The following is an 18,795-nucleotide window of genomic DNA, read 5'->3' as shown; positions in this document are numbered from 1 at the left end:
TTGCCGTTTCGAATATCTGCACTATAGGGTTGGTGTGCGCGGCCGACCCGCGAGCGAGTGAGGACGATCTCCACGCCATGACAGGCTCCTTCGCCGAAACCCCCAGGGCCCTGCCGGCTCGCCACGAGACCGTCGGTCAGATGCTGCGCCGCATCGCGACGGAGGTGCCGGATCGGGTGGCCGTCGTCGAAGGAGTCGCCTCACCGGATCGCCGCCGGTGGACCTACGCCGACCTGCTGCGGGCGTCCGAGCGCACCGCCCGGACCCTCCTGCGGGACTTCGCCCCCGGTGAGACCATCGCGATCTGGGCGCCGAACATCCCCGAGTACGTGGTCGCGCAATACGGCGCCGCGCTCGCAGGGCTCGTCGTCGTGACCGTCAACCCCGCCTTCCGGCCCGCAGAGGCGCGTTACGCCTTCGAGCACGCGGGAGTCGTCGGCTGCCTGACCGTCCCCGACTTCCGGGGCCACCGTCTCCTCTCCGACGCCCGCAATATTGCAGCCGAGCTGCCCGGTCTGCGCACCATCGTCGATCTCGAGAACTGGGACGCATACGTCGCGGACGTCGACGACACCGCGCCTCTGCCCGAGGTCGAACCGGATGCGCCCGCGTACGTGCTCTACACGTCCGGGACGACCGGCGCGCCGAAGGGCGCCGTGCTCACCCACGCGGGCGTCACCGACAACGTAACCGTCGGAGCCGCGAACATCGCGGGGGCCTCCGCCGACCGCACTGTGTGGCTCGCCGTCCTCCCGATGTTCCACCTCGCAGGATGCGTCGTCGCCGCGATAGGCACGCTCAGTCTGCGCGGCGCCCTGGTCACGGTGCGCTCGTTCGACGCGGCGCTCGCCGTGCGGCTCATCGCCGAGGAGCGCGTGTCGACCCTCAACATCGTGCCGACGCTCATGTGGGCGATGCTGCGGGACCCCTCGTGGGGTGAGCGCGATACGTCGTCGCTGCACTCGATCATGCTCGGCGGCGCTCCGATCCCGCCCGAGCTCGCGCGGCGCGTACGCGAGCACGGCATCGTGCCGATCGTCGGCTACGGGCTCACCGAAGCCCCGATGGTCTCGGCGACGAGCGCGGGCGACGACGACCACGACCTGATCCACACCATCGGCAGACCGCTCCCCGGCGTCGCGCTGCGCGTTGTCGATCCGGCGACGGGCCAGGAGGTCCCGAGCGGGGGAGTCGGCGAGATCGAGACGCGTGGTTCGCACACCTTCGGGGGTTACCTCGGCGACCCCGGTGCGACCGGCCGCGCATTCCGCGCAGACGGTTGGCTCAGAACGGGTGATCTCGGCGCCATGGACGAGCGAGGAGTCGTCGCAATGGCGGGCCGGGCGAAGGAGATGATCATCCGCGGTGGCGAGAACGTCTATCCGCGCGAGATCGAGGACCACCTCGCCAAGCTCCCGGGAGTGCTCGAGGCCGCCGTCATCGGCCTGCCCGACGACTACTACGGTGAGGTTGTCGCGGCGTTCGTACGCCGGGACCACCCGTCCTGTTCGGCGCGCGAACTCGCGGATCGGCTGCGGCGCGAGATCACCGGTTACAAGGTGCCGTCGCGTTGGTTCTTCGTCGACGCCTTCCCGCTGACGACGTCAGGGAAGATCCAGAAGTTCGCGCTGCGCGAGGGCTGGGAGAACGGCGACTACCGCGAGGAGGCGGCATGAGCATCCCCGACATCGACGAGCTTCGAGCACGTGCGGTGAATCGCGCTTTTCCCGGCGGCACCTTCCGGGTGCCTGAGTACGAACGCTGGCTCTCCCACGACGCGATGCACGCCCCGCCGATCGAGCCCCCCGTGCTGCATCCCGTGTGGATCCTCCTGGGCGCGCTGCGAGGCATGGGAGTCTCGATCGACGAACTCACGGCCCTGGTGGGCGCGGGAGCGCACGACGGCACGGTCTTCGGGGAGACGATGATGGAACAGCGCCAACCGCTGCGCGCGGACACGGAATACGTCGTACGCGGCGGAGTCGTCGACCTGGTCCGGCGCGAGGGGCGCCGAGCCGGCCTCATGGACCTCATGACGTTCCGTCTCGAGCTCGTCGACCCGGACGGGCTCGTCGTCGCTGTGTCGGAGCAGACCTTCGTCTTCCCTCGCCGGAGCGCCGCATGAACCGTCTCGTCGTCGGCCAGGAGCTGCCGGTCGTGCGTCTCACCGTCGAGCTGGCCGACATGAAGGTATTCACGCTCATCATGGCCGACCCCAATCCGATTCACTTCGACCCCGCGCACACAGCCGCGCTCGGAATGGGCGACCGTCCGATCAACCAGGGCACGCTCAACATGGCCTATCCCCTCAACGCCCTCCTCTCCGTCATCGGAGATCCCGCACGTGTCCGGCGGTTCCAGTGCCGCTTCCTCGGCGGCGTCTTGGCGGGCGACGAGGTCGAGGCGGGCGGACGCGTCGCCTCGATCGACGACGGCGTCGCGACGGTCGATCTCTGGCTCGACAAGGCGGGCGCGGGTCGCGTCCTCGCAGGTACCGCGCTGGTCGACGCCGCCTGAGCGGCGCGGAGCACGGTTCCGGCAAGCTCGTCACTCCACGAGGAGCGCATCCACCACGAGTGGGCCTCGCGCTGTGAGCATCACCGGGTTGAGCTCGATCTCGCGGAACTCCGCGAGATCCGCCCGCGCCGCTTCGGCAAGCTGCTCGAGGAAGCCGACGAGGCCTCCGGCGCGCTCGGGGCCGACCAGTCGCGGGAGACGCCATGCGGCGACGTGGTCGGCGATCGAGGGCGACGACGTGAGCGGAATCGTCCCGAACACCGCTCCCGCCTCGGCCGCCCAGCCGCCGACCGCAACCGTGAGGCTCAGCCCTGAGAGCGGATCGCGCACCATGCCGACGAGCAGCTCGGGTCCCGACACCATCTCGGTGACGAGGAACCTCACGTCCGAGCCGTCGGACACCCCTGCGGCGATCGCGTTCGCCCGGATGCGGTCGCACGCCTCGGCGACGCCCTCAACCGGAACAGAGAGCACGACCCCACCGACCCGCTCCTTATGTGCGACGGACTCGAGCGAGAGCTTCACCGCGAAGGGGCCTGTGAGCGACGCGGCGACTCGTTCAGCCTCGGGCGCGTCAGCCACCTCGGCTCCGCCGACGACAGGGATGCCCGCTGCGCCCAGCAGCTCGCGGGCCGCTGCCTCGGCGACGATGCCGCGTGACATCGTCCCCGATCCGCCCGAAGTCGAAGCCCCAGGCAGGTCGTCATCCGCGCGCCGCGGGAGGGCGAGCCGCCCGAGGGCGGCGAGCGTGAGATCGAGGTCGGGAGCGACCCAGAGCCGGCTGCCGGTCGCGAGCTCGCGCATCCAGTCGGAGACCGGCTGATGCGCGACGCTCGCGATGAGCACGGGCAGATCCGTCGAGCGCGAGACATCGCGGAGACGCTCCATCCCTGCTCGCTGCCAGTGGTACTCGTGGCTCTCCGTCGGCCAGGGGAGCTGCCACGGCTCGATGAGAAAGCGGACGGCGGGATCGTCGCCGAGCGCCGCGTAGACAGCCGCGGCGTCTCCCGTGTTGATGTCGAGCGGGTTGCCGACGTACGCGCCCGGCGGAAGCGCGGCCCGCAGCCTCTGCGCGGTGGACGGAGACGGCGGCGTCAGCGAGACGCCGTAGTGCGCCGCGAGGTCGGCGCTGAGTCCCGCTCCCCCGCCGGAGAGCGTCGCGACGAATCCTCCGCGCGCGTCCTCGGGCGAGAGGATCGTCGAGAGAGAGGCAACGCGGGCGAGCTCTTCGACCGTCGCAACAGTCACCACGCCGAGGCTGCGCAGCCATGCGCCGACCGTGCGCTGCTCATTCACGACGGCCCCCGTGTGCGAGGCGGCTACGCCGCGGGCGGCTTCCGAGGCGCCGAGCAGGAGCAGCGCCACCGTCTTGCCTGCCGTGCGGGCGTGTGCCGCGACGCGCTCGAGTGCTTCGCGGTCCGTGAGCGACTCCACGACTCCGAGCACGACCCGCGTCGTGGGCCGCGAGATCGCGAACTCGAGCGATGCGGCGATGTCGAGCACCGCGCCGTTGCCGACCGAGGCGGCGAAGTCGATTCCGAGTCCCTCGCTGTGCACGGCGCGGATGGCGGCCGCGGTGAGTCCGCCGCTCTGGCTCACGAGCGACACGTCACCCGGAACGAGCCCGTGCGCGATCGGTTCCGCGATCGCGCACAGGCGCTCGTGCATGAGGGCGAAGCCGACGCCGTTCGGCCCGACGAGCAGCAGGTCGCGGCCCGCGCACAGCTCGCGCAGACGGGCCTCGCGGGCGCGGCCCTCGTCGGTGCCGAGCTCGCCGAATCCGTTCGACACGACGACGAAGCGCGAGCATCCGAGGCCGACGAGCCGCTCGAGCTGCACGAGCATCTGATCGGCGTTCGTCAGCAGCGCAGCGACCTCGGGCACGGCGGGCAGCGCGTCGATGTCGGAATAGCAGAGCCGCCCGAGCAGGGTCTCACGACGAGGATTCACCAGCCAGATGTCCCCCGGATAGTCGTGCCGGACGAGGTTCTCGATGAGCCATTCGGTCCAGGGGATGCCGCTCTCGGAGGCTCCGACGATCGCGAGTCCGCGCGCACCCATCAGCACCCGATCCCGTAGAACGCGGCGGCGGTGTCATGGAATACTGCCGCACGATCGTCGTCGCCCCAGTCGGCGGTGAGCGCGAGCGCGGCGTCGAGAGCCCGCTGGTAGCCTCCTGCGAGGTCGATCACGGGCCAGTCGCTGCCCCACATGAGTCGTGAGGGCCCGAATGCGTCGACGGCACGCTCGACGAATGGGCGCAGGTCGTCCGCCGCCCACACGGTGAAATCTCCGCCGGCCGGCATCAGGCCGGAGATCTTGGCCCACACCATCGGCGACTCCGCGGCGCGTGCGATGTTCGTCCACCACGGCTCGCGCCCCTCGCGGCGCACGGGCGGCTTGGAAAGGTGGTCGATCACGATGCGCAGGCGCGGATGGCGTTCGACGAGCTCCGGGACGAGCTCGAGGTGGCGACGCCGCACCGGCACGTAGTCGAACGGAATGCCCTCATCCTCGAGGAGGCGCAAGCCCTCCGAGACGACCTGGCGCAGGATCCACTCGGGGTCCGGCTCGGAGTTGATCCCGTGTCGGATCCCTCGGAACTTGGGGTTCCGACGAAGCTCGGCGAGACGGCGGGCCGCGCGATCCGGCTCATCGAGGGGGATCCAGGCGACGACCGCCGCGATCTCATCGTGCTCAGCGGCCTGGTCGAGGAGGAAGTCGGTGTCGGCGTCGTTGTCGGCGCCCTGGACGAGCACGGTCGCGGTCACACCGGCCCGGGCGAGGAGCGGCTGGAGCTCGTCGAACAGCACCTCGCGATCCAAGAGCGGCAGATGCGGCCCGAGCCAGGGGTAGGGGGCACGGCGTCGATCCCACAGGTGGTGATGGGCGTCGATCACTCGGGCGATCCCGGCGGTCATAGCGGCAGCCCTTGGGCGAGGTCGTCGAATGCGACGACGCGACCGCCGCTCGCGAGGGTGACGACGAGGGTCCGCAGGTCGTCGCCGGCGAAGCAGAGGTTCGTCGGCCGTGATCCCTCGCCTGTGGGGAGACGTCGGACGACGGAACCCATGGGGTCGATGACGACGACCTCGTCGGAGGCGAACGCGGCGACGTAAAGGTTGCCGCCTGTATCGAAGGCGATTCCGTCTGGCTCGGTCCCGGGTATCGCGGCGAACGTCTCCGATTCACCGAGGGTCGCGCCGCGCACGGGGTGCCGGACGATGCAGTGGCCCTGGGAATCCGCCACGAACAACTCGCTCGCGTCGGCGCTGAACGCGAGGCCGTTCGGGAAGGCGATGCCCTCGGCCACGGTTGCCACGTCGCCGGTCGCGGGTTCCCAGCGGCGCACCCGCGGTGTGAGGCCGCGCTCCTCGTCGGTGCCGGGGTCGGTGAACCAAAGGGCGCCGTCCGGCCCATAGGCCCCGTCGTTGGGTGCGACGCTCGCGGGGATCGCGAGGTCTATCACCTCGTCGCCGTCGACCACCTGGATGCCCGAGGCGACGGGTCTCGTGGAGCGGGTGCGGAATGTCGCGTTCTGCAACACGGCGAGCCGACCGTCACGTGCGAGGGCGAGTCCGTTCGGCCCTCCGCCGGTCTCCACCCAACGCTGGATGGAAGTGTCGGGGGTGCCGTCGAGGGCGAGCGTTGCGACTTGCCCGCGGGACGTGCTCGTGACGGCCAGGCGTCCGCCGCCGAGCCAGACCGGGCCCTCTGTGAACCCGATGCCTCGGGCGATCTCGCGGAATGACGTGCCCACGGCGCTCCCTTCGACCTCCATGTCCCGCCCAGGGTAATGCATGTTTCGTAGATCAGGAAGGAATTCGAATCTCTTCCAAACCGATCGGGGCCCCCATAGCTGGACAGCGAACCCGCGACCGCGTCGCTGAGCAGATTTTCCCGAAAATAGATTGACAATTCGAATATCCACTGCTTGTGTAGCTTCCACGTCCCTCGACCTGCGAGCGACTGAGTGCATAGGCGCCTCTTTCGGCCACGGCCGTCGGCGGCCCTGCCTCGGCCGTCCGCAAGCTCGTGGCAATGAGGAAGAGTCCTCCGCGCGACGCTGCGCCGACCGGTGCGACGCCGCGGACGTCACCCGAAGTGCCCGCCCCGTCGACGACGGGGCGGCGAAAGGAGGCAGGTCATGCGGATCTCATCCGCTCGGAAGTTCACGCCCCTCGCGGTGGGCGTCGCGGCACTGGCCCTCATCCTCACGGCCTGCTCCGGCGGCGGAACCGGAGGCGACGGAGACGGCGAGGTCGGCGTCACCGACGACACCATCCGCCTCGCGGCATCCCAGACTCTCAGCGGCCCCGGTGCCGCGAGCTGCGCGCCCAGCACCGATGCGGCGAAGCTCTACTTCGACAAGGTCAACGCCGAAGGCGGCATCGACGGTCGCATGATCGACTTCGAGGTGATCGACGACGCGTACGACCCGCAGCGCGCGCTCGCGAATGTGCGCGGCTTCATCGACAGCAAGTTCGCGATGGTCGGCGCGTGCGGCTCCGCGACGGCCGCGGCGGTCTACAAGACGCTGAGCTCGGCCGGAATGCCGTTCCTGTTCCCGACCAACGGCGTCGCGGAGGTCGTCAAGCCCGCAGCGCCCGGGGTCTTCCAGATCCTGCCCCTCTACGAAGACCAGACCGCGGCGCTCGTGCACTATGCCTTCGAGGAGTTCGGCGCCGGCAGCATCTTCGTCGTCGTCAACCCGCTCGGTGAGTACGAGTCCGCGATCGAACGCGCCCGCGAGGCGGCGGAGAAGGGCGGCGGCGAGTTCGCCGGCTCGGCGGTCGCGCAGCTCGGCACGACCGACTACACGCCGATCGCGCTCCAGATCAAAGAAGCAGCGCCCGACTTCGTCGTCATCAGCACGGGTGGCAGCGACAGCGCCAAGTTCGTCAACGCGCTCGTCGACCAGAACGCGCTCCCGGCCAAGGGAGTCCTCGGCACGAGTGCCGCGGTCGCGGGGTCGTTCCTCAACTCGTACAACGTCGCTGCCGCCGAGCACCTCTACCTCGGCTCCGCCACTCAGCTGCCCGCGGCGCCCGACAACGAGTGCATCGAACTGCTCTCCGAGGGCGATTTCGCCAACGACCCCATCGCACACATCGGATGCGCCTCTGCGATGGGAATCGTCCAGGCGATGCGGCAGACCTCGCCGCTCACGCGCGAAGGCCTCATGAAGACGATCGAGTCGTGGAGCGGGGAGGACGTCTCGCCCGGGGTGTTCGCCCCCGTGAGCTTCTCCGCCGAGGACCACATCGGCCTCGCGACGCTGTACATCGTTCAGCCCAAGGGCTCTGAGTTCAACATCATCGCGCAGTGCCCGTACAGCGAGGAAGACTCGGCGGCCGGCGGCTGCACGGCGGCCGGCTGACGGGGAAGCTGCACCCTCATCACGAAGGACTGACGACATGGATCTGTACATCTCCGCCGCGATCAGCGGGGTCGCCGTCGGCCTGCTCTACGGGATGATCGGCTTCGCCATCGTCATGCTGTACAAGTCGACGGGCGTGGCGAACTTCGCGCAGGGGACGCTCGCGACTCTCGGCGCGTTCGTCGCCTGGGCACTCGTCACCGATGCGGGGCTCCCGTTGCTGGCGGCGGTGCCGATCGCGCTGGTCGCGTCTGGGGTGTTCGGGATCATCGTCTACTTCCTCGTGATCCGCCCGCGTGCGAGCGCCGGCAACCTCAACATCACGGTCCGTACGCTCGGGCTGTCACTGCTCCTGCTGGCGATCATGGAGTGGCGGTGGGGGGCCCTGGCCCCCTACCGCCACCCCACGATCGTGCAGGGCGAGGGCATCCAGATCGCTTCGGTCGTGCTGCCGGCGCAGAGCCTGCTCATCGCAGCCGTCGCGGCGGTCATCATGGTGGTGCTGTGGGCGCTGTTCCGCTATACCCGCGCGGGGCTGAGCTTCCGCGCCCTCGCCGAGCAGCCCGACACCGCGCGGCTGCTCGGGCTGCGCGCAACGCGGCTCAGTGCCGCCACGTGGGGCCTGAGCGCCATCCTCGGCACGATCGTCGGAGTGCTGCTCGCGCCGAGCGCCTTCCTCGCTCCGGCGATGATGGAGCCGTACCTCCTCTTCACATTCACGGGCATCGTGCTCGGAGGACTCACGAGCCTTCCCGGCGCGCTCCTGGGGAGCGTCATCGTCGGAATCATCTCCAACGTCACCATCGTGGCGTTCAATCTCGAAGCCGGCGTGCTCGTCGTCTTCGCCATCCTCCTCATCGTCATGCTGCTGCGCCCGCAGGGACTCCTCGGCAAGCAGGAAGCGGTCCGGCTGTGACCTCGAACGTCCACGAAGGAGTGGTCCCCCGATGATCATCGGCGACGCCAAGAACCGCACGCTCGTCCCGAGCCTCGTCATCGCGGGTGGGGTGACCGTCGCGGGCCTCGTGCTCCCGCTGGACACCACACTCGAGTTCACCCTCATCGCCGCGGTCGCCTGGGCCATCGCCGCGATCGGGCTCGATGTGCTCGTGGGCTTCACGGGACAGATCTCCTTCGGGCAGGCTGCGTTCGTCGCGATAGGGGCGTACGCGACATCCGCCTTACGAATACATGCCGGCTTTCCCACACCACTCGCGGTCGTCGTGGGAGTGGGGGTGACGGGTGTCATCGCACTGCTGCTCGGGAGCATCGTCGTGAGGTACCGGATCTTCGGGATCGCCGTCGCGACGCTCTTCTTCGGGTACCTCACGATGACGGCGCTCATGGGCGACGTGCTCCGTCCGGTGTTCGGCGGCGCCAACGGGCTCGCGGTGCCCGAGTACGAGCTGGTCGGCTCGCACGGCAAGCCCTACCTCCTGCTCACGTGCGTCGTGCTGCTCATCGTCGTGTTCGTGACCTGCTCCCTCACGGACTCGCAGACCGGTCGCGCGCTGCGTCTGGTGAAGACGAATGAAGCGGTCGCGGCGGCGGCCGGCATCCGCGTCCGTCGGATGAAGATGCTGTCCTTCACCTACTGCTGCGTGCTTGCCGCGATTGCGGGCGTGCTGTACGCGGGTGTGGTGGGCTATCTCGGCCCGGAGGGCTTCGGCATCAAGCAGTCTGTCAACATCTTCGCGATGCTCGTCGTGGGTGGGGCCGGTACGGTCGGAGGTCCGATCCTCGGTGCGCTGCTGGTCACGATCCTGCCCGGATACCTGCTGCGCGACGGCCACGTGTCGGCTGTCGTGTTCGCCGCAGTGCTGCTGTTCTTCCTCATCCTTCTGCCCGAGGGCATCTACGGGCTCGGGCAGCGCGTCGGGGCGTGGATCGCGCGGATGGTCCCCGCGCTCGGGCGCTTCGCGTCACGTCGGCGGTCGGCGCACGTGCGCCGAGTCGCCCCCGATCCCGACGCCGCGACAGCCACCGTCGGCGGAGCATCCCGCGTCGTCGACGAGACCGCAGAGGCGGATGCCGGCATCCCGGCGCTCGAGGCGGACGGCATCGAAGTCACCTTCGGCGGGTTCGTCGCACTCTCCGACGTCGACCTGCGCATCCGGGCCGGAAGCGTTCACGCGATCATCGGCCCCAACGGCGCCGGGAAGACGACGCTGCTGAACGCGGTGTCGGGCCTGTACGTGCCGGCGAAGGGCGACATCCGGGTGTTCGGGGAATCGACACGCGGAGTGCCGCCGCACCGCATCCGGCAGCGCGGGGTCGTCCGCACCTTCCAGACGCCCGCCATCGTGCCCGATCTCGACGTGCTCGACAATGTCAAGCTCGGCCTCGATGCCGACGAGAAGGGCTCATTCTGGACCGACCTGCTGGGTCGGTTGGCCACGGGCCGCCGTGAGCGCGCGCTCGACGCGGAGGCGCACTGGGCGCTCGACGCCGTGGGCATCGACGAGAGCCGTCGCGCGCTGCTCGCGAAGAACCTCGACCTCAGCGAACAGAAGCGGGTCGAGATCGCGCGTGGACTCGTTGGCCACGCCCGCTTGCTGCTGCTCGACGAGCCGACGGCGGGCCTCTCCGTCAAGCAGATGGAGAGCCTCGGCGCGACACTCAAGGACGTCCACCGCCGGTTCGGGCTCACGATCATGGTGATCTCGCACCACATCGGGTTCATCCTCGACATCGCCGACGAGATGACGGTGCTCGACTATGGGCGGGTCATCGGCAACGGGGAGCCCGCCGAGGTGCTGGCGCGTCCTGAGATCGCGGCGACCTTCATGGGCGTCGAGTCCGACCCGGTCGATGAGACCGCAGGAACGGAGGGATCATGACCACGGATGCCGCGGGCCGCGGGCTCGAGATCGAGGACCTCGTCGTCGGGTACGGCAAGGCGACGGTCCTGCACGGGCTCTCGCTCTCGGTCGCCCCTGGCGAGATCGTGGGGGTCGCCGGCCCGAACGGCGCCGGCAAGTCGACACTCCTCAAGGTCATCTCGGGTCTGCTGCCGCGCACCGCCCGGCGGCTCGACTTCGACGGCGTACCGCTCAAACGCGATCCCGTCTCGGTTGTGAGTCGAGGCGTCGTGCATGTGCCCGAGGGCCGACGGATGTTCGCGAACCTCACGGTAGAGGAGAATCTCAGGATCGGCGCGATCGGAGGCCGCGTGCGTGAGTACCGCGCCGCGCGCGACCGGGTTCTCGGGCTGCTCCCCGCCATCGTGCCCATGCTCGACCGCAGGGCCGGCCTGCTGAGCGGCGGCCAGCAGCAGCAGGTGGCGATCGCACGCGGCCTCATCGCGAACCCGACGCTGCTCATGGTCGACGAACTCAGTCTCGGCCTCTCGCCGACGGCTGTCGCGAGCATCTCCGCCAGCACGGTCGCGAGCTGCCGCGAGCTCGGCGCGGGACTGCTCTGGGTCGACCAGAACGTGACGATCCTCGCGAAGCACTGCGACCGCCTCGTGCTCCTGCGAGACGGAATCGCCGAACCCGTCGACATGACCGATCGCGAGGCCCTCGGCTCCGTGTACTTCTGAGTCGATGACCTCCCGCCGTATCCCGAGACCTCGCGATCTCGCGCCGCTCCTGCGATTCAAGCGTCCGGTGCTGTCGCCCACCCGTCGCCGGCTCGAGGCGGCGCTCACGATTCACGACCTGCGCCTCGTCGCGAAGCGCCGCACCCCGCGTGCGGCCTTCGACTTCGGCGACGGTGCGGCCGAGAGCGAGCTCTCGCTGCGGCGCGCGCGTCAAGCGTTCGAGGACGTCGAATTCCATCCGACGGTGCTCACGGACGTGTCGGATGTCGACACGTCGCGGGATGTGCTGGGCCGACGAAGCAGTCATCCGTTCGCGATCGCCCCGATCGGGTTCACGCGCATGATGCACAGCGAGGGGGAGCGTGCGGGGGCGGCAGCCGCCGCGGCGTTCGGCATCCCGTTCACGCTCTCGACGATGGGCACGACGTCGATCGAGGACGTGGCGGCTGCGAGCGGAGACGGTCGTCGCTGGTTCCAGCTCTACCTCTGGAAGGACCGAGAGCGCTCGATGGCGCTGGTCGAGCGAGCCGCCGCGGCGGGCTACGACACGCTCCTCGTGACCGTCGACTCCGCCGTCGCCGGCTCGCGGCTGCGCGACGTGCGCAACGGAATGACCATTCCGCCGACGCTCACGCCCCGCACGGTCATCGACGCGATCCCGCGGCCGCGGTGGTGGTTCGACTTCCTCACCACCGAGCCGCTTTCGTTCGCCTCGCTCGACCGCTGGAGCGGCACCGTAGCGGCACTCGTCGACACGATGTTCGATCCGCGGCTCGGCTATGAGGATCTCGCGTGGATCCGCGAACAGTGGCCGGGGAGGATGGTCGTCAAGGGCGTGCAGTCCCTCCACGACGCGAGGCGCATCGCCGCGACGGGGGTCGACGGCATCGTGCTCTCGAACCACGGCGGGCGTCAGCTCGACCGCGCGCCGGTTCCGTTCCACCTGCTGCCGGGCGTCGTACGCGAGGTCGGCACCGATGTCGAGGTCTGGCTAGACACGGGGATCATGTCGGGTGCCGATATCGTCGCTGCGGTCGCCCTCGGTGCGCGCAACGTGCTCGTCGGGCGCGCGTACGTATACGGGCTCATGGCCGGCGGGCGCGCCGGCGTCGACCGCGCGCTCGGCATCCTATCGGCGCAGATGCACCGCACGCTGCAGCTCCTCGGCGCCCCCACGCTCGACGACCTCGGGCCACATCACGTGAGGCAACTGCGGCGGCTCGCTCCGGTCGCGGGGTGACCCCGCCTGTCGCCCCTCGGCGCACCCGGCTCGATGCCTGAGCATCGTGGAGAGGCGTGCCTCGGGAACGAGCTGCTTCGGGCGGATCGGTCACGTGCCCGCGCGATCGAAGCGCTCACCGCGGTACGCCGTGCCGCGCCCGGGGATCCGACGCGACGCGGGTGCGGAGTGTGCGCACCGTCGTCGACGTGCACAGGAACAGGGTGCGCCAGTCGTCGCCGCCCCAGGTGAGGTTCGCGCATACCTCGGGCGTACGGACGATTCCGAGCAGCTCGCCCGCGCGATCGAACACCCACACGCCGTCACGTGCGGCGACCCACACGTTGCCGTGCTCGTCGCAGCGCATCCCATCGGGGTTGCCCGTCTCGGCGCCCGCACTCCCCATACCCGAGCACATGACGCGAGCGGGGCCGAGAGTGTCGTCGGCGCGCACGTCGAATGATTTGAGGTCGTCGACGTCGTCGACATAGAGCACGGACTCGTCGGGGGAGAAGCACAACCCGTTCGGCTGCTCGAACTCGTCCCGTGCGACGACGAGTTGGGCGGCCCCGCCGCCAGGGGGCACGCGATAGACGCCCTGGAAGCCGAGCTCGAAGGGCCGCTCGACCCCGACGATGTGCCGCCACCTGCCGTAGTTCGAGTCGGTGAACCAGACGCTGCCGTCGGAGCGCACGACCACGTCGTTGGGGCTGTTGAGGTATGTGCCCTCGAAGTGGAACGCCACAATCTCCCGTGCGCCATCGGCGCGCACCCGAACCACCGAGCTCGAGACGTGCTCGCAGAGCAGGACCGACCCGTCGAGGTCGACGGTCGCACCATTGACCTTCCACGCGGGGCGCGCCTCGAGCCGGGCGCCTCGGTCGGCGCGCCAGCTCCAGCGTGCGTCGCCGCGGAGGTCGCTGAAGGTGAGCGTGGAGGTCGCCGGCTGCCACGCCGGCCCCTCAGTGAAGACGAAACCGGAGGCGATCGTCTCGAAGCCGGCGTCGGGGTCGAGGAGCGCGCGCAGTCGGTCGGCGGCGTGGAGGAGTTCGATCATCGGGGTCCTTCCGCTCGGACGAGCACCGTCGCGGCATCCGCTGGTTCTATCCAGCAAACTGGGTACAAATTCGAAAGTTGTTGACGTTTCGAATACAAGGCTCTACTGTCGAGACTACAACGATCCTTCTCGCAGGAAGCAACGATGCGCCTAGCCAACCTCGCCGGACGGCTCGTTCTCGTCGACGGCGATCGCGCCCTCGACGTCGAACGGTCCAGTGGCGGCACCTTCTCCTCCGACCCTCAATCCGTGTTCGAGCGCTGGGACGAGTTCTGCGCGTGGGCGCAGGCAGCCCACGTCGCCGACGGCGAGAGGTTCGACCCGCGCCGGCTCGGGTCGCCCGTTCCGAGCCCCCGCCAGCTTTTCGCCGTCGGGCTCAACTATCGCGACCATGTCGACGAGGTGGGCCTCGCGCACGACGTGCCCGTCGTGTTCACGAAGTACGTCTCCTCGATCGCCGGGCCTTACGAGGACATCCCGCACCCCGGCGGAGAGGTCGACTGGGAGGTCGAACTCGTCGCCGTGATCGGCCGTGGCGGCCATGGCATCCGTGAAGAGGACGCCTGGAGCCACGTCGCGGGCCTCACGATCGGTCAGGACATCTCCGAGCGCATCACGCAGCACGTCGGGGTGACGCCGCAGTTCAGCCTCGGCAAGTCGTTCCCGAAGTTCGCGCCCATGGGGCCCGTCCTCGTCACACCCGACGAGCTCGCCAACCCCGACGACGTCGCCCTCGAGACCGTCGTCAACGGCGAGACCGTGCAGAGCTCGCGCACGTCGCTGATGACCTCCTCGGTCAGTCGCCTCATCGTGCAGCTCTCGAGCATCACGACGCTGCTGCCCGGCGACGCCATCTTCACGGGCACGCCCTCGGGCGTCGGGCTCGGGATGGTGCCGCCGCGCTACCTCAACGTCGGCGACGAACTCGTCACGCGCATCGAGGGCGTCGGCGAGCTGCGCAACCGCATCGTCGCCGGGCAGGCGGTCGCATGACGCGACGGCTGACGCTCACGTTCGACAATGGGCCGGTGCCGGGCATCACCGAGACCGTGCTCGACGTGCTGCGTGAGCGCGGCCTCACCGCGACATTCTTCGTCGTGGGCACCGACCTCCAGAAGCCCGGTCGGCGCGATCTCGTCGCGCAGGCGCGAGCCGAGGGCCACCGAGTCGGCAACCACACGATGACCCACAGCGTGCTGCTCGGGCGGACTGACGACCCCGCGGCGCCCGAGAAGGAGATCGTCGCCAGCCAACACCTTCTCCGCGACCTCGCCTCCGAGGAGCGCTTCTTCCGGCCCTGGGGTGGTGGCGGCGTCCTCGGACCGCATCTGCTGAGTCCTCGCGCTGTGCAGACGCTCGAGCGGGGCGGCTATTCGCTCGTGCTTTGGAACAGCGTGCCACGCGACTGGGAGGATGCGATCGGATGGCCGGCGCGCGCCCGAGCCGACATCGACCGGCAGGGTTGGACGGTAATCGTGCTTCACGACAACTCCCCCGCCGTTGCGCAGCTCGCCGGATTCCTCGACGCCGTCATCGCCGACGGAGTCGAGATCCGCTCCGATTTCCCGGACGAGTGCGTCCCGATCCGGCGCGGTGTGCGAACGGGGTCGCTCGACGGACTCGTCTCAGTTTGACCGACGCAATACGAGAGGAACACTGACGTGACAGACGCCGTGATCGCCGGCATCGGCGAATCGAAGATCGGCAAGGTGCCCGAGATGACCACCCTCGGGCTCATCGTCGACGCCTCGCTCAAGGCTATAGAAGACGCCGGACTCACCGCCCACGACATCGACGGCATCATCCTGCACCCCGCCTTCCACATGTCGCCGCGGTACCACATCATCGTCTCCGAGACACTCGGGATCTACGTCAAGACGCTCGCAGACACCGAGATGGCGGGTGGCGCCTCGTACGGGCTCGCCCTCGAACGGGCGAAGCAGGCCGTCGAGTCGGGACTGTGCAAGAACGTCCTCCTGGTCGGCGGCGAGAAGCTCGCGACCGGGCACCTGTCGGGATCGGCGATGATGGCGTCGGTCGGGGCGCACAACCTCGACTGGGAGTACCCCTACGGCGCGACCATCCCGTCGTACTACGGCCTGCTCGCGCAGCGCTATTTCCATGAGACGGGCGCGACGGACGCCGACCTCGCCGAGATCGCCGTGATGGTGCGCCGGCACGCGAGCCGCAACCCGCTCGCGACCTACCGCGACGAGATCACGGTCGACGACGTGCTCAGCTCGCCGATCATCTCCTCGCCCCTGCACCGACTCGACTGCTCACTCGTCTCCGACGGCGCGACCGCCTACGTCGTCTCGGCGCGCGGCGCGAGCCGGGATCCGAAGCGCGAGGTCGAATTCCTGGGTATCGGCCAGGGACAGTCGTTCTACCACATGGGTCAGCTCGCCGAGGGGTCGATGGACGGCAGGCACGACCTCGTGCACACCGTCGTGGACGTCGCGGGCGACCGCGCGTTCGCGCAGGCCGGCGTCTCGCGCGACGACATCGATGTGGCGATGATCTACGATTCGTTCACAATCACCGTCGCTGTTCAGCTCGAGGACCTCGGGTTCGCCGAGCGCGGCGGCGCGGGAGCCTTCGTGCGGGAGCACGGCGACCTCGGCGGCAAGCTCCCGATCAATACGCACGGCGGCTTGCTGAGCTTCGCCCACCCGGGAGCGAGCGGCGGCATGATGAGCTTCGCCGAGGCCGTGCGTCAACTCCGCGGCGAGGCGCACGGGCGCCAGGTCGAGGCCGCCGAGGTGGCCCTCGTGACGAGTGCGAGCGCCGTCGCCTCCAACTTCACCGTCAGCATTCTCGGCGCCTCGCGAGCCTGAGCCGGAAGGGATACACGACATGGGAACGATCCATCGGCCTCTGCCGACAATCACCCCAGACCACGAGCGGTTCTGGCAGGCCGCGAAGGCGCATCGGATGGAGTTGCAGAAGTGCGACCGGTGTGGCCGCTTCTGGTACTACCCCGGCCCGGTGTGCCACTACTGCTCGTCGCGCGAGTTCACGTGGACACCGGTGAGCGGCAACGGGACGATCTACAGCTACAGCGTGCTCGAGCGGGCGAAGGGCAACCCGTTCGAGGATGATCTGCCGCTCGCGATCGTGCTCGTCCGCCTCGAGGAGGGTCCGGTCATGATGTCGAACCTCGTCGACTACGAGCCGGATGACCTGCGCATCGACGCGGCCGTGACGGTGACGTACGAGGACGTCGACGAGCAGGTCACCCTGCCCGTGTTCCGTCCGGCCGCATGACCGCGCTCCGCGTCGGCTGGGTCGGTCTCGGCGCCATGGGCGGGCCGATGGCCCGCGTCGCAGTCGCGGCAGGTTTCGAGGTGACGGCGTTCGACGTCGACGCGAACGCGGTCGCGGCGCTCGCCGAGGCGGGATGCCGCATCGCCGATTCGCCTGAAGAGGCTGCACGGAAGGCCGACGTGCTCGTGCTCATGGTCGCGACGCCCGCGCAGGCGGAGGCCGTGCTCTTCGGAGAGGGGGGCGCCGCGTCCGCGCTTCGGCCCGGCGCGATCGTCCTCGTCATGGCGACCGTCGGCGACATCGCTGTCCGCTCGTGGGCTGAGCGGCTCGCAGACGCGGGGGTCGCCGTCGTCGACGCGCCTGTGTCGGGGGGTGTCGCGCGGGCCGCCGCGGGAGAGCTCCTGATCATGGCCGCGGGGACGGGCGCAGATCTCGCACGGGTGAGCCCGCTGCTGGACGCTCTGGCCGCATCCGCACCGATCGTGGGCTCCGCGAGCGGTGACGGACAGCGGATGAAGCTCGTCAATCAGTTGCTGTGCGGCGTGCACATCGTCGCGGCCGCGGAGGCGCTCTCGTTCGCCGAGGCGCTCGGCCTCGACCAGCGTGCGGCGTGGGAGGTCGTGCGGAGCGGAGCGGCGGGCTCGTTCATGCTCGACGACCGGGGCCGGCGAATGCTGGACGAGGATCCGCCGGTGCGCAGCGCGGTCGACATCTTCGTCAAGGACATGGGTCTGGTCGTCGAGGCCGCTGAGGCAGCCGGGCACGAGCCATCGCTCGCTCGCGCTGCCAGGGCCGTTTACGAGGCTGCGCACGATCGGGGTCTCGGGCGCAGCGACGACTCGGCCGTGATCCAGACCTACCGGATGCCGTGATGCGCGTCAGCGTACCGACCGAGGAACTCGCGCATCGGCTGTCCGGCTCGGCCGACGTCGCCGTGTGGGACCTCGTCGGGGCCGCACCGTGGTCCGCCATAGACATCGTCGTGCCGCCGTATCAGAGCGATCCGTCGCTCCTCGCGGTGCTCGCCGACGTCGAGGTGCGACTCGTGCAGAGCCAGAGCATCGGCTTTGACGGCGTCGCCGATCACCTCCCGCCCGGAATCGCCTTCGCAAACGCGGCCGGGGTGCACGAGGCGCCTGCGGCGGAGATCGGCTTGGCCCTGCTGCTCGCCGCCCAGCGCGACCTTCCGCGCTACGTCTCCCAGCAGGCCACGGGCACGTGGGGCGGGGACGTCACGCGCGGGCTGCTCGGCCTGCGTGTCGTGGTGCTCGGCGCGGGCGGCCTCGCGGGGGCGTTCGTCGACCGGTTGGCGCCCTTCGGAGCCGAGGCCGTGCGTGTCGGCCGCTCCGCGCGTCGAGACGCCCGAGGCGACGTAGCCGGGCCGGACGACCTCGCGCGTCGCCTCCCCGAGGCGGACGCGGTCGTCGTCTGCCTCCCGCTCGACGACTCGACCCGCGGCCTCGTCGACGCGTCGTTCCTCGGCCGACTCTCCGACGGCGCGCTCGTCGTCAACATCGGCCGCGGGGCCGTGGTCGACACCGCGGCTCTCCTCCTGGAGCTCGAGGCGGGGCGGTTGCGCGCGGCGCTCGATGTGACCGATCCCGAGCCGCTCCCGCCGTCGCATCCGCTCTGGCGTATGCCGGGTGTGCTCATCTCGCCGCACGTGGGCGGGAAGGTCGCGACCATGACCGACGCGGTGGAGTCGCTGCTCCGGAAGCAGCTCGCCGCCCTGGGGAGCGGCACGACCCCGACCAACCTCGTCGATCTCTCCTGACAGTGCGACCCGGGGGAGGACGACCCCGGGTGCGCGG

Annotated in this window: 17 protein-coding genes and 1 pseudogene; 14 read left to right on the top strand and 4 right to left on the bottom strand. The window is 69.7% G+C overall.

What is annotated here, in order from left to right; genetic code table 11:
* The first annotated feature begins 77 nt into the window (after positions 1 to 77).
* Genes BJ991_RS02180 through BJ991_RS02170 form a run of 3 tightly spaced genes read left to right on the top strand, consistent with a single transcriptional unit; the run spans position 78 to position 2,517 of the window.
* Positions 78 to 1,676: a class I adenylate-forming enzyme family protein gene (locus BJ991_RS02180; protein ID WP_179487065.1), complete on the top strand. Its 1,599-nt coding sequence runs from the start codon at positions 78 to 80 to the stop codon at positions 1,674 to 1,676.
* Positions 1,673 to 2,125, top strand: coding sequence for a hotdog family protein (locus BJ991_RS02175; RefSeq protein ID WP_179487063.1), 453 nt, complete (start codon positions 1,673 to 1,675; stop codon positions 2,123 to 2,125). Before BJ991_RS02180 ends, BJ991_RS02175 begins: the two co-directional genes overlap by 4 nt.
* The gene (locus BJ991_RS02170) at positions 2,122 to 2,517 is read left to right on the top strand and encodes a MaoC family dehydratase (RefSeq protein ID WP_179487061.1); all 396 of its coding nucleotides are present in this window, start codon (positions 2,122 to 2,124) and stop codon (positions 2,515 to 2,517) included. Before BJ991_RS02175 ends, BJ991_RS02170 begins: the two co-directional genes overlap by 4 nt.
* A 30-nt stretch (positions 2,518 to 2,547) precedes the next feature.
* On the opposite strand, the gene BJ991_RS02165 is transcribed toward BJ991_RS02170, so the two are convergent.
* The 3 genes from BJ991_RS02165 to BJ991_RS02155 are packed head-to-tail and all read right to left on the bottom strand — an operon-like array spanning position 2,548 to position 6,298.
* Entirely contained in the window at positions 2,548 to 4,578 is a 2,031-nt protein-coding gene (locus tag BJ991_RS02165) for an acetate--CoA ligase family protein (RefSeq protein ID WP_179487059.1), read from the bottom strand.
* Positions 4,578 to 5,438, bottom strand: a complete 861-nt coding sequence (locus BJ991_RS02160) for an amidohydrolase family protein (RefSeq protein ID WP_179487057.1) — start codon at positions 5,436 to 5,438, stop codon at positions 4,578 to 4,580. The genes BJ991_RS02165 and BJ991_RS02160 overlap by 1 nt, the downstream gene beginning before the upstream one ends.
* The gene (locus BJ991_RS02155; RefSeq protein ID WP_179487055.1) at positions 5,435 to 6,298 is read right to left on the bottom strand and encodes an SMP-30/gluconolactonase/LRE family protein; all 864 of its coding nucleotides are present in this window, start codon (positions 6,296 to 6,298) and stop codon (positions 5,435 to 5,437) included. The genes BJ991_RS02160 and BJ991_RS02155 overlap by 4 nt, the downstream gene beginning before the upstream one ends.
* 366 nt (positions 6,299 to 6,664) lie before the next feature.
* Between BJ991_RS02155 and BJ991_RS02150 the strand changes: the two genes are divergently transcribed.
* The 5 genes and pseudogenes from BJ991_RS02150 to BJ991_RS02130 all read left to right on the top strand — a co-directional run bounded on the left by BJ991_RS02150 (position 6,665) and on the right by BJ991_RS02130 (position 12,681).
* Complete coding sequence (locus BJ991_RS02150) at positions 6,665 to 7,897, top strand: ABC transporter substrate-binding protein (RefSeq protein WP_179487053.1); 1,233 nt, start codon at positions 6,665 to 6,667, stop codon at positions 7,895 to 7,897.
* 37 nt (positions 7,898 to 7,934) lie between these two features.
* Positions 7,935 to 8,813 (top strand): branched-chain amino acid ABC transporter permease, encoded by an 879-nt coding sequence (locus BJ991_RS02145; protein ID WP_179487051.1) that lies wholly within the window; start codon positions 7,935 to 7,937, stop codon positions 8,811 to 8,813.
* A 31-nt stretch (positions 8,814 to 8,844) separates the two neighbouring features.
* Complete coding sequence (locus BJ991_RS02140) at positions 8,845 to 10,737, top strand: branched-chain amino acid ABC transporter ATP-binding protein/permease (RefSeq protein WP_179487049.1); 1,893 nt, start codon at positions 8,845 to 8,847, stop codon at positions 10,735 to 10,737.
* A gap of 80 nt (positions 10,738 to 10,817) precedes the next feature.
* A pseudogene (locus BJ991_RS02135) lies at positions 10,818 to 11,441 on the top strand (ABC transporter ATP-binding protein); the annotation flags it as partial.
* A 4-nt stretch (positions 11,442 to 11,445) separates the two neighbouring features.
* A complete protein-coding gene (locus BJ991_RS02130; protein WP_179487045.1) occupies positions 11,446 to 12,681 on the top strand; it encodes an alpha-hydroxy acid oxidase in 1,236 nt (411 codons plus the stop codon).
* A 115-nt stretch (positions 12,682 to 12,796) separates the two neighbouring features.
* Here BJ991_RS02130 and BJ991_RS02125 read toward each other — a convergent pair whose 3' ends face one another.
* On the bottom strand, positions 12,797 to 13,717 hold the full coding sequence (locus tag BJ991_RS02125; RefSeq protein WP_179487043.1) for an SMP-30/gluconolactonase/LRE family protein: 921 nt from the start codon (positions 13,715 to 13,717) through the stop codon (positions 12,797 to 12,799).
* Between the two features lie 144 nt (positions 13,718 to 13,861).
* On the opposite strand from BJ991_RS02125, the gene BJ991_RS02120 reads away from it, so the two are divergent.
* The 6 genes from BJ991_RS02120 to BJ991_RS02095 are packed head-to-tail and all read left to right on the top strand — an operon-like array spanning position 13,862 to position 18,758.
* Entirely contained in the window at positions 13,862 to 14,710 is an 849-nt protein-coding gene (locus BJ991_RS02120; RefSeq protein ID WP_179487041.1) for a fumarylacetoacetate hydrolase family protein, read from the top strand.
* A complete protein-coding gene (locus tag BJ991_RS02115) occupies positions 14,707 to 15,351 on the top strand; it encodes a polysaccharide deacetylase family protein (RefSeq protein ID WP_179487039.1) in 645 nt (214 codons plus the stop codon). Before BJ991_RS02120 ends, BJ991_RS02115 begins: the two co-directional genes overlap by 4 nt.
* 27 nt (positions 15,352 to 15,378) lie before the next feature.
* Positions 15,379 to 16,554 (top strand): thiolase C-terminal domain-containing protein, encoded by a 1,176-nt coding sequence (locus BJ991_RS02110; RefSeq protein WP_179487038.1) that lies wholly within the window; start codon positions 15,379 to 15,381, stop codon positions 16,552 to 16,554.
* 19 nt (positions 16,555 to 16,573) lie between these two features.
* Positions 16,574 to 16,984: a Zn-ribbon domain-containing OB-fold protein gene (locus BJ991_RS02105; protein ID WP_179487037.1), complete on the top strand. Its 411-nt coding sequence runs from the start codon at positions 16,574 to 16,576 to the stop codon at positions 16,982 to 16,984.
* Positions 16,981 to 17,856, top strand: a complete 876-nt coding sequence (locus BJ991_RS02100; RefSeq protein WP_179487036.1) for an NAD(P)-dependent oxidoreductase — start codon at positions 16,981 to 16,983, stop codon at positions 17,854 to 17,856. Before BJ991_RS02105 ends, BJ991_RS02100 begins: the two co-directional genes overlap by 4 nt.
* Positions 17,856 to 18,758 carry an NAD(P)-dependent oxidoreductase gene (locus BJ991_RS02095; RefSeq protein WP_179487035.1) on the top strand — a complete coding sequence of 301 codons (903 nt, stop codon included), beginning with the start codon at positions 17,856 to 17,858 and terminating at the stop codon, positions 18,756 to 18,758. The genes BJ991_RS02100 and BJ991_RS02095 overlap by 1 nt, the downstream gene beginning before the upstream one ends.
* Positions 18,759 to 18,795 lie beyond the last annotated feature (37 nt).

It is taken from the genome of Microbacterium immunditiarum (assembly GCF_013409785.1).
Classification (GTDB): Bacteria; Actinomycetota; Actinomycetes; order Actinomycetales; family Microbacteriaceae; genus Microbacterium; species Microbacterium immunditiarum.
Note: the sequence above shows the minus strand (reverse complement) of the source record. Positions and strands in the feature narration are given on the sequence as shown.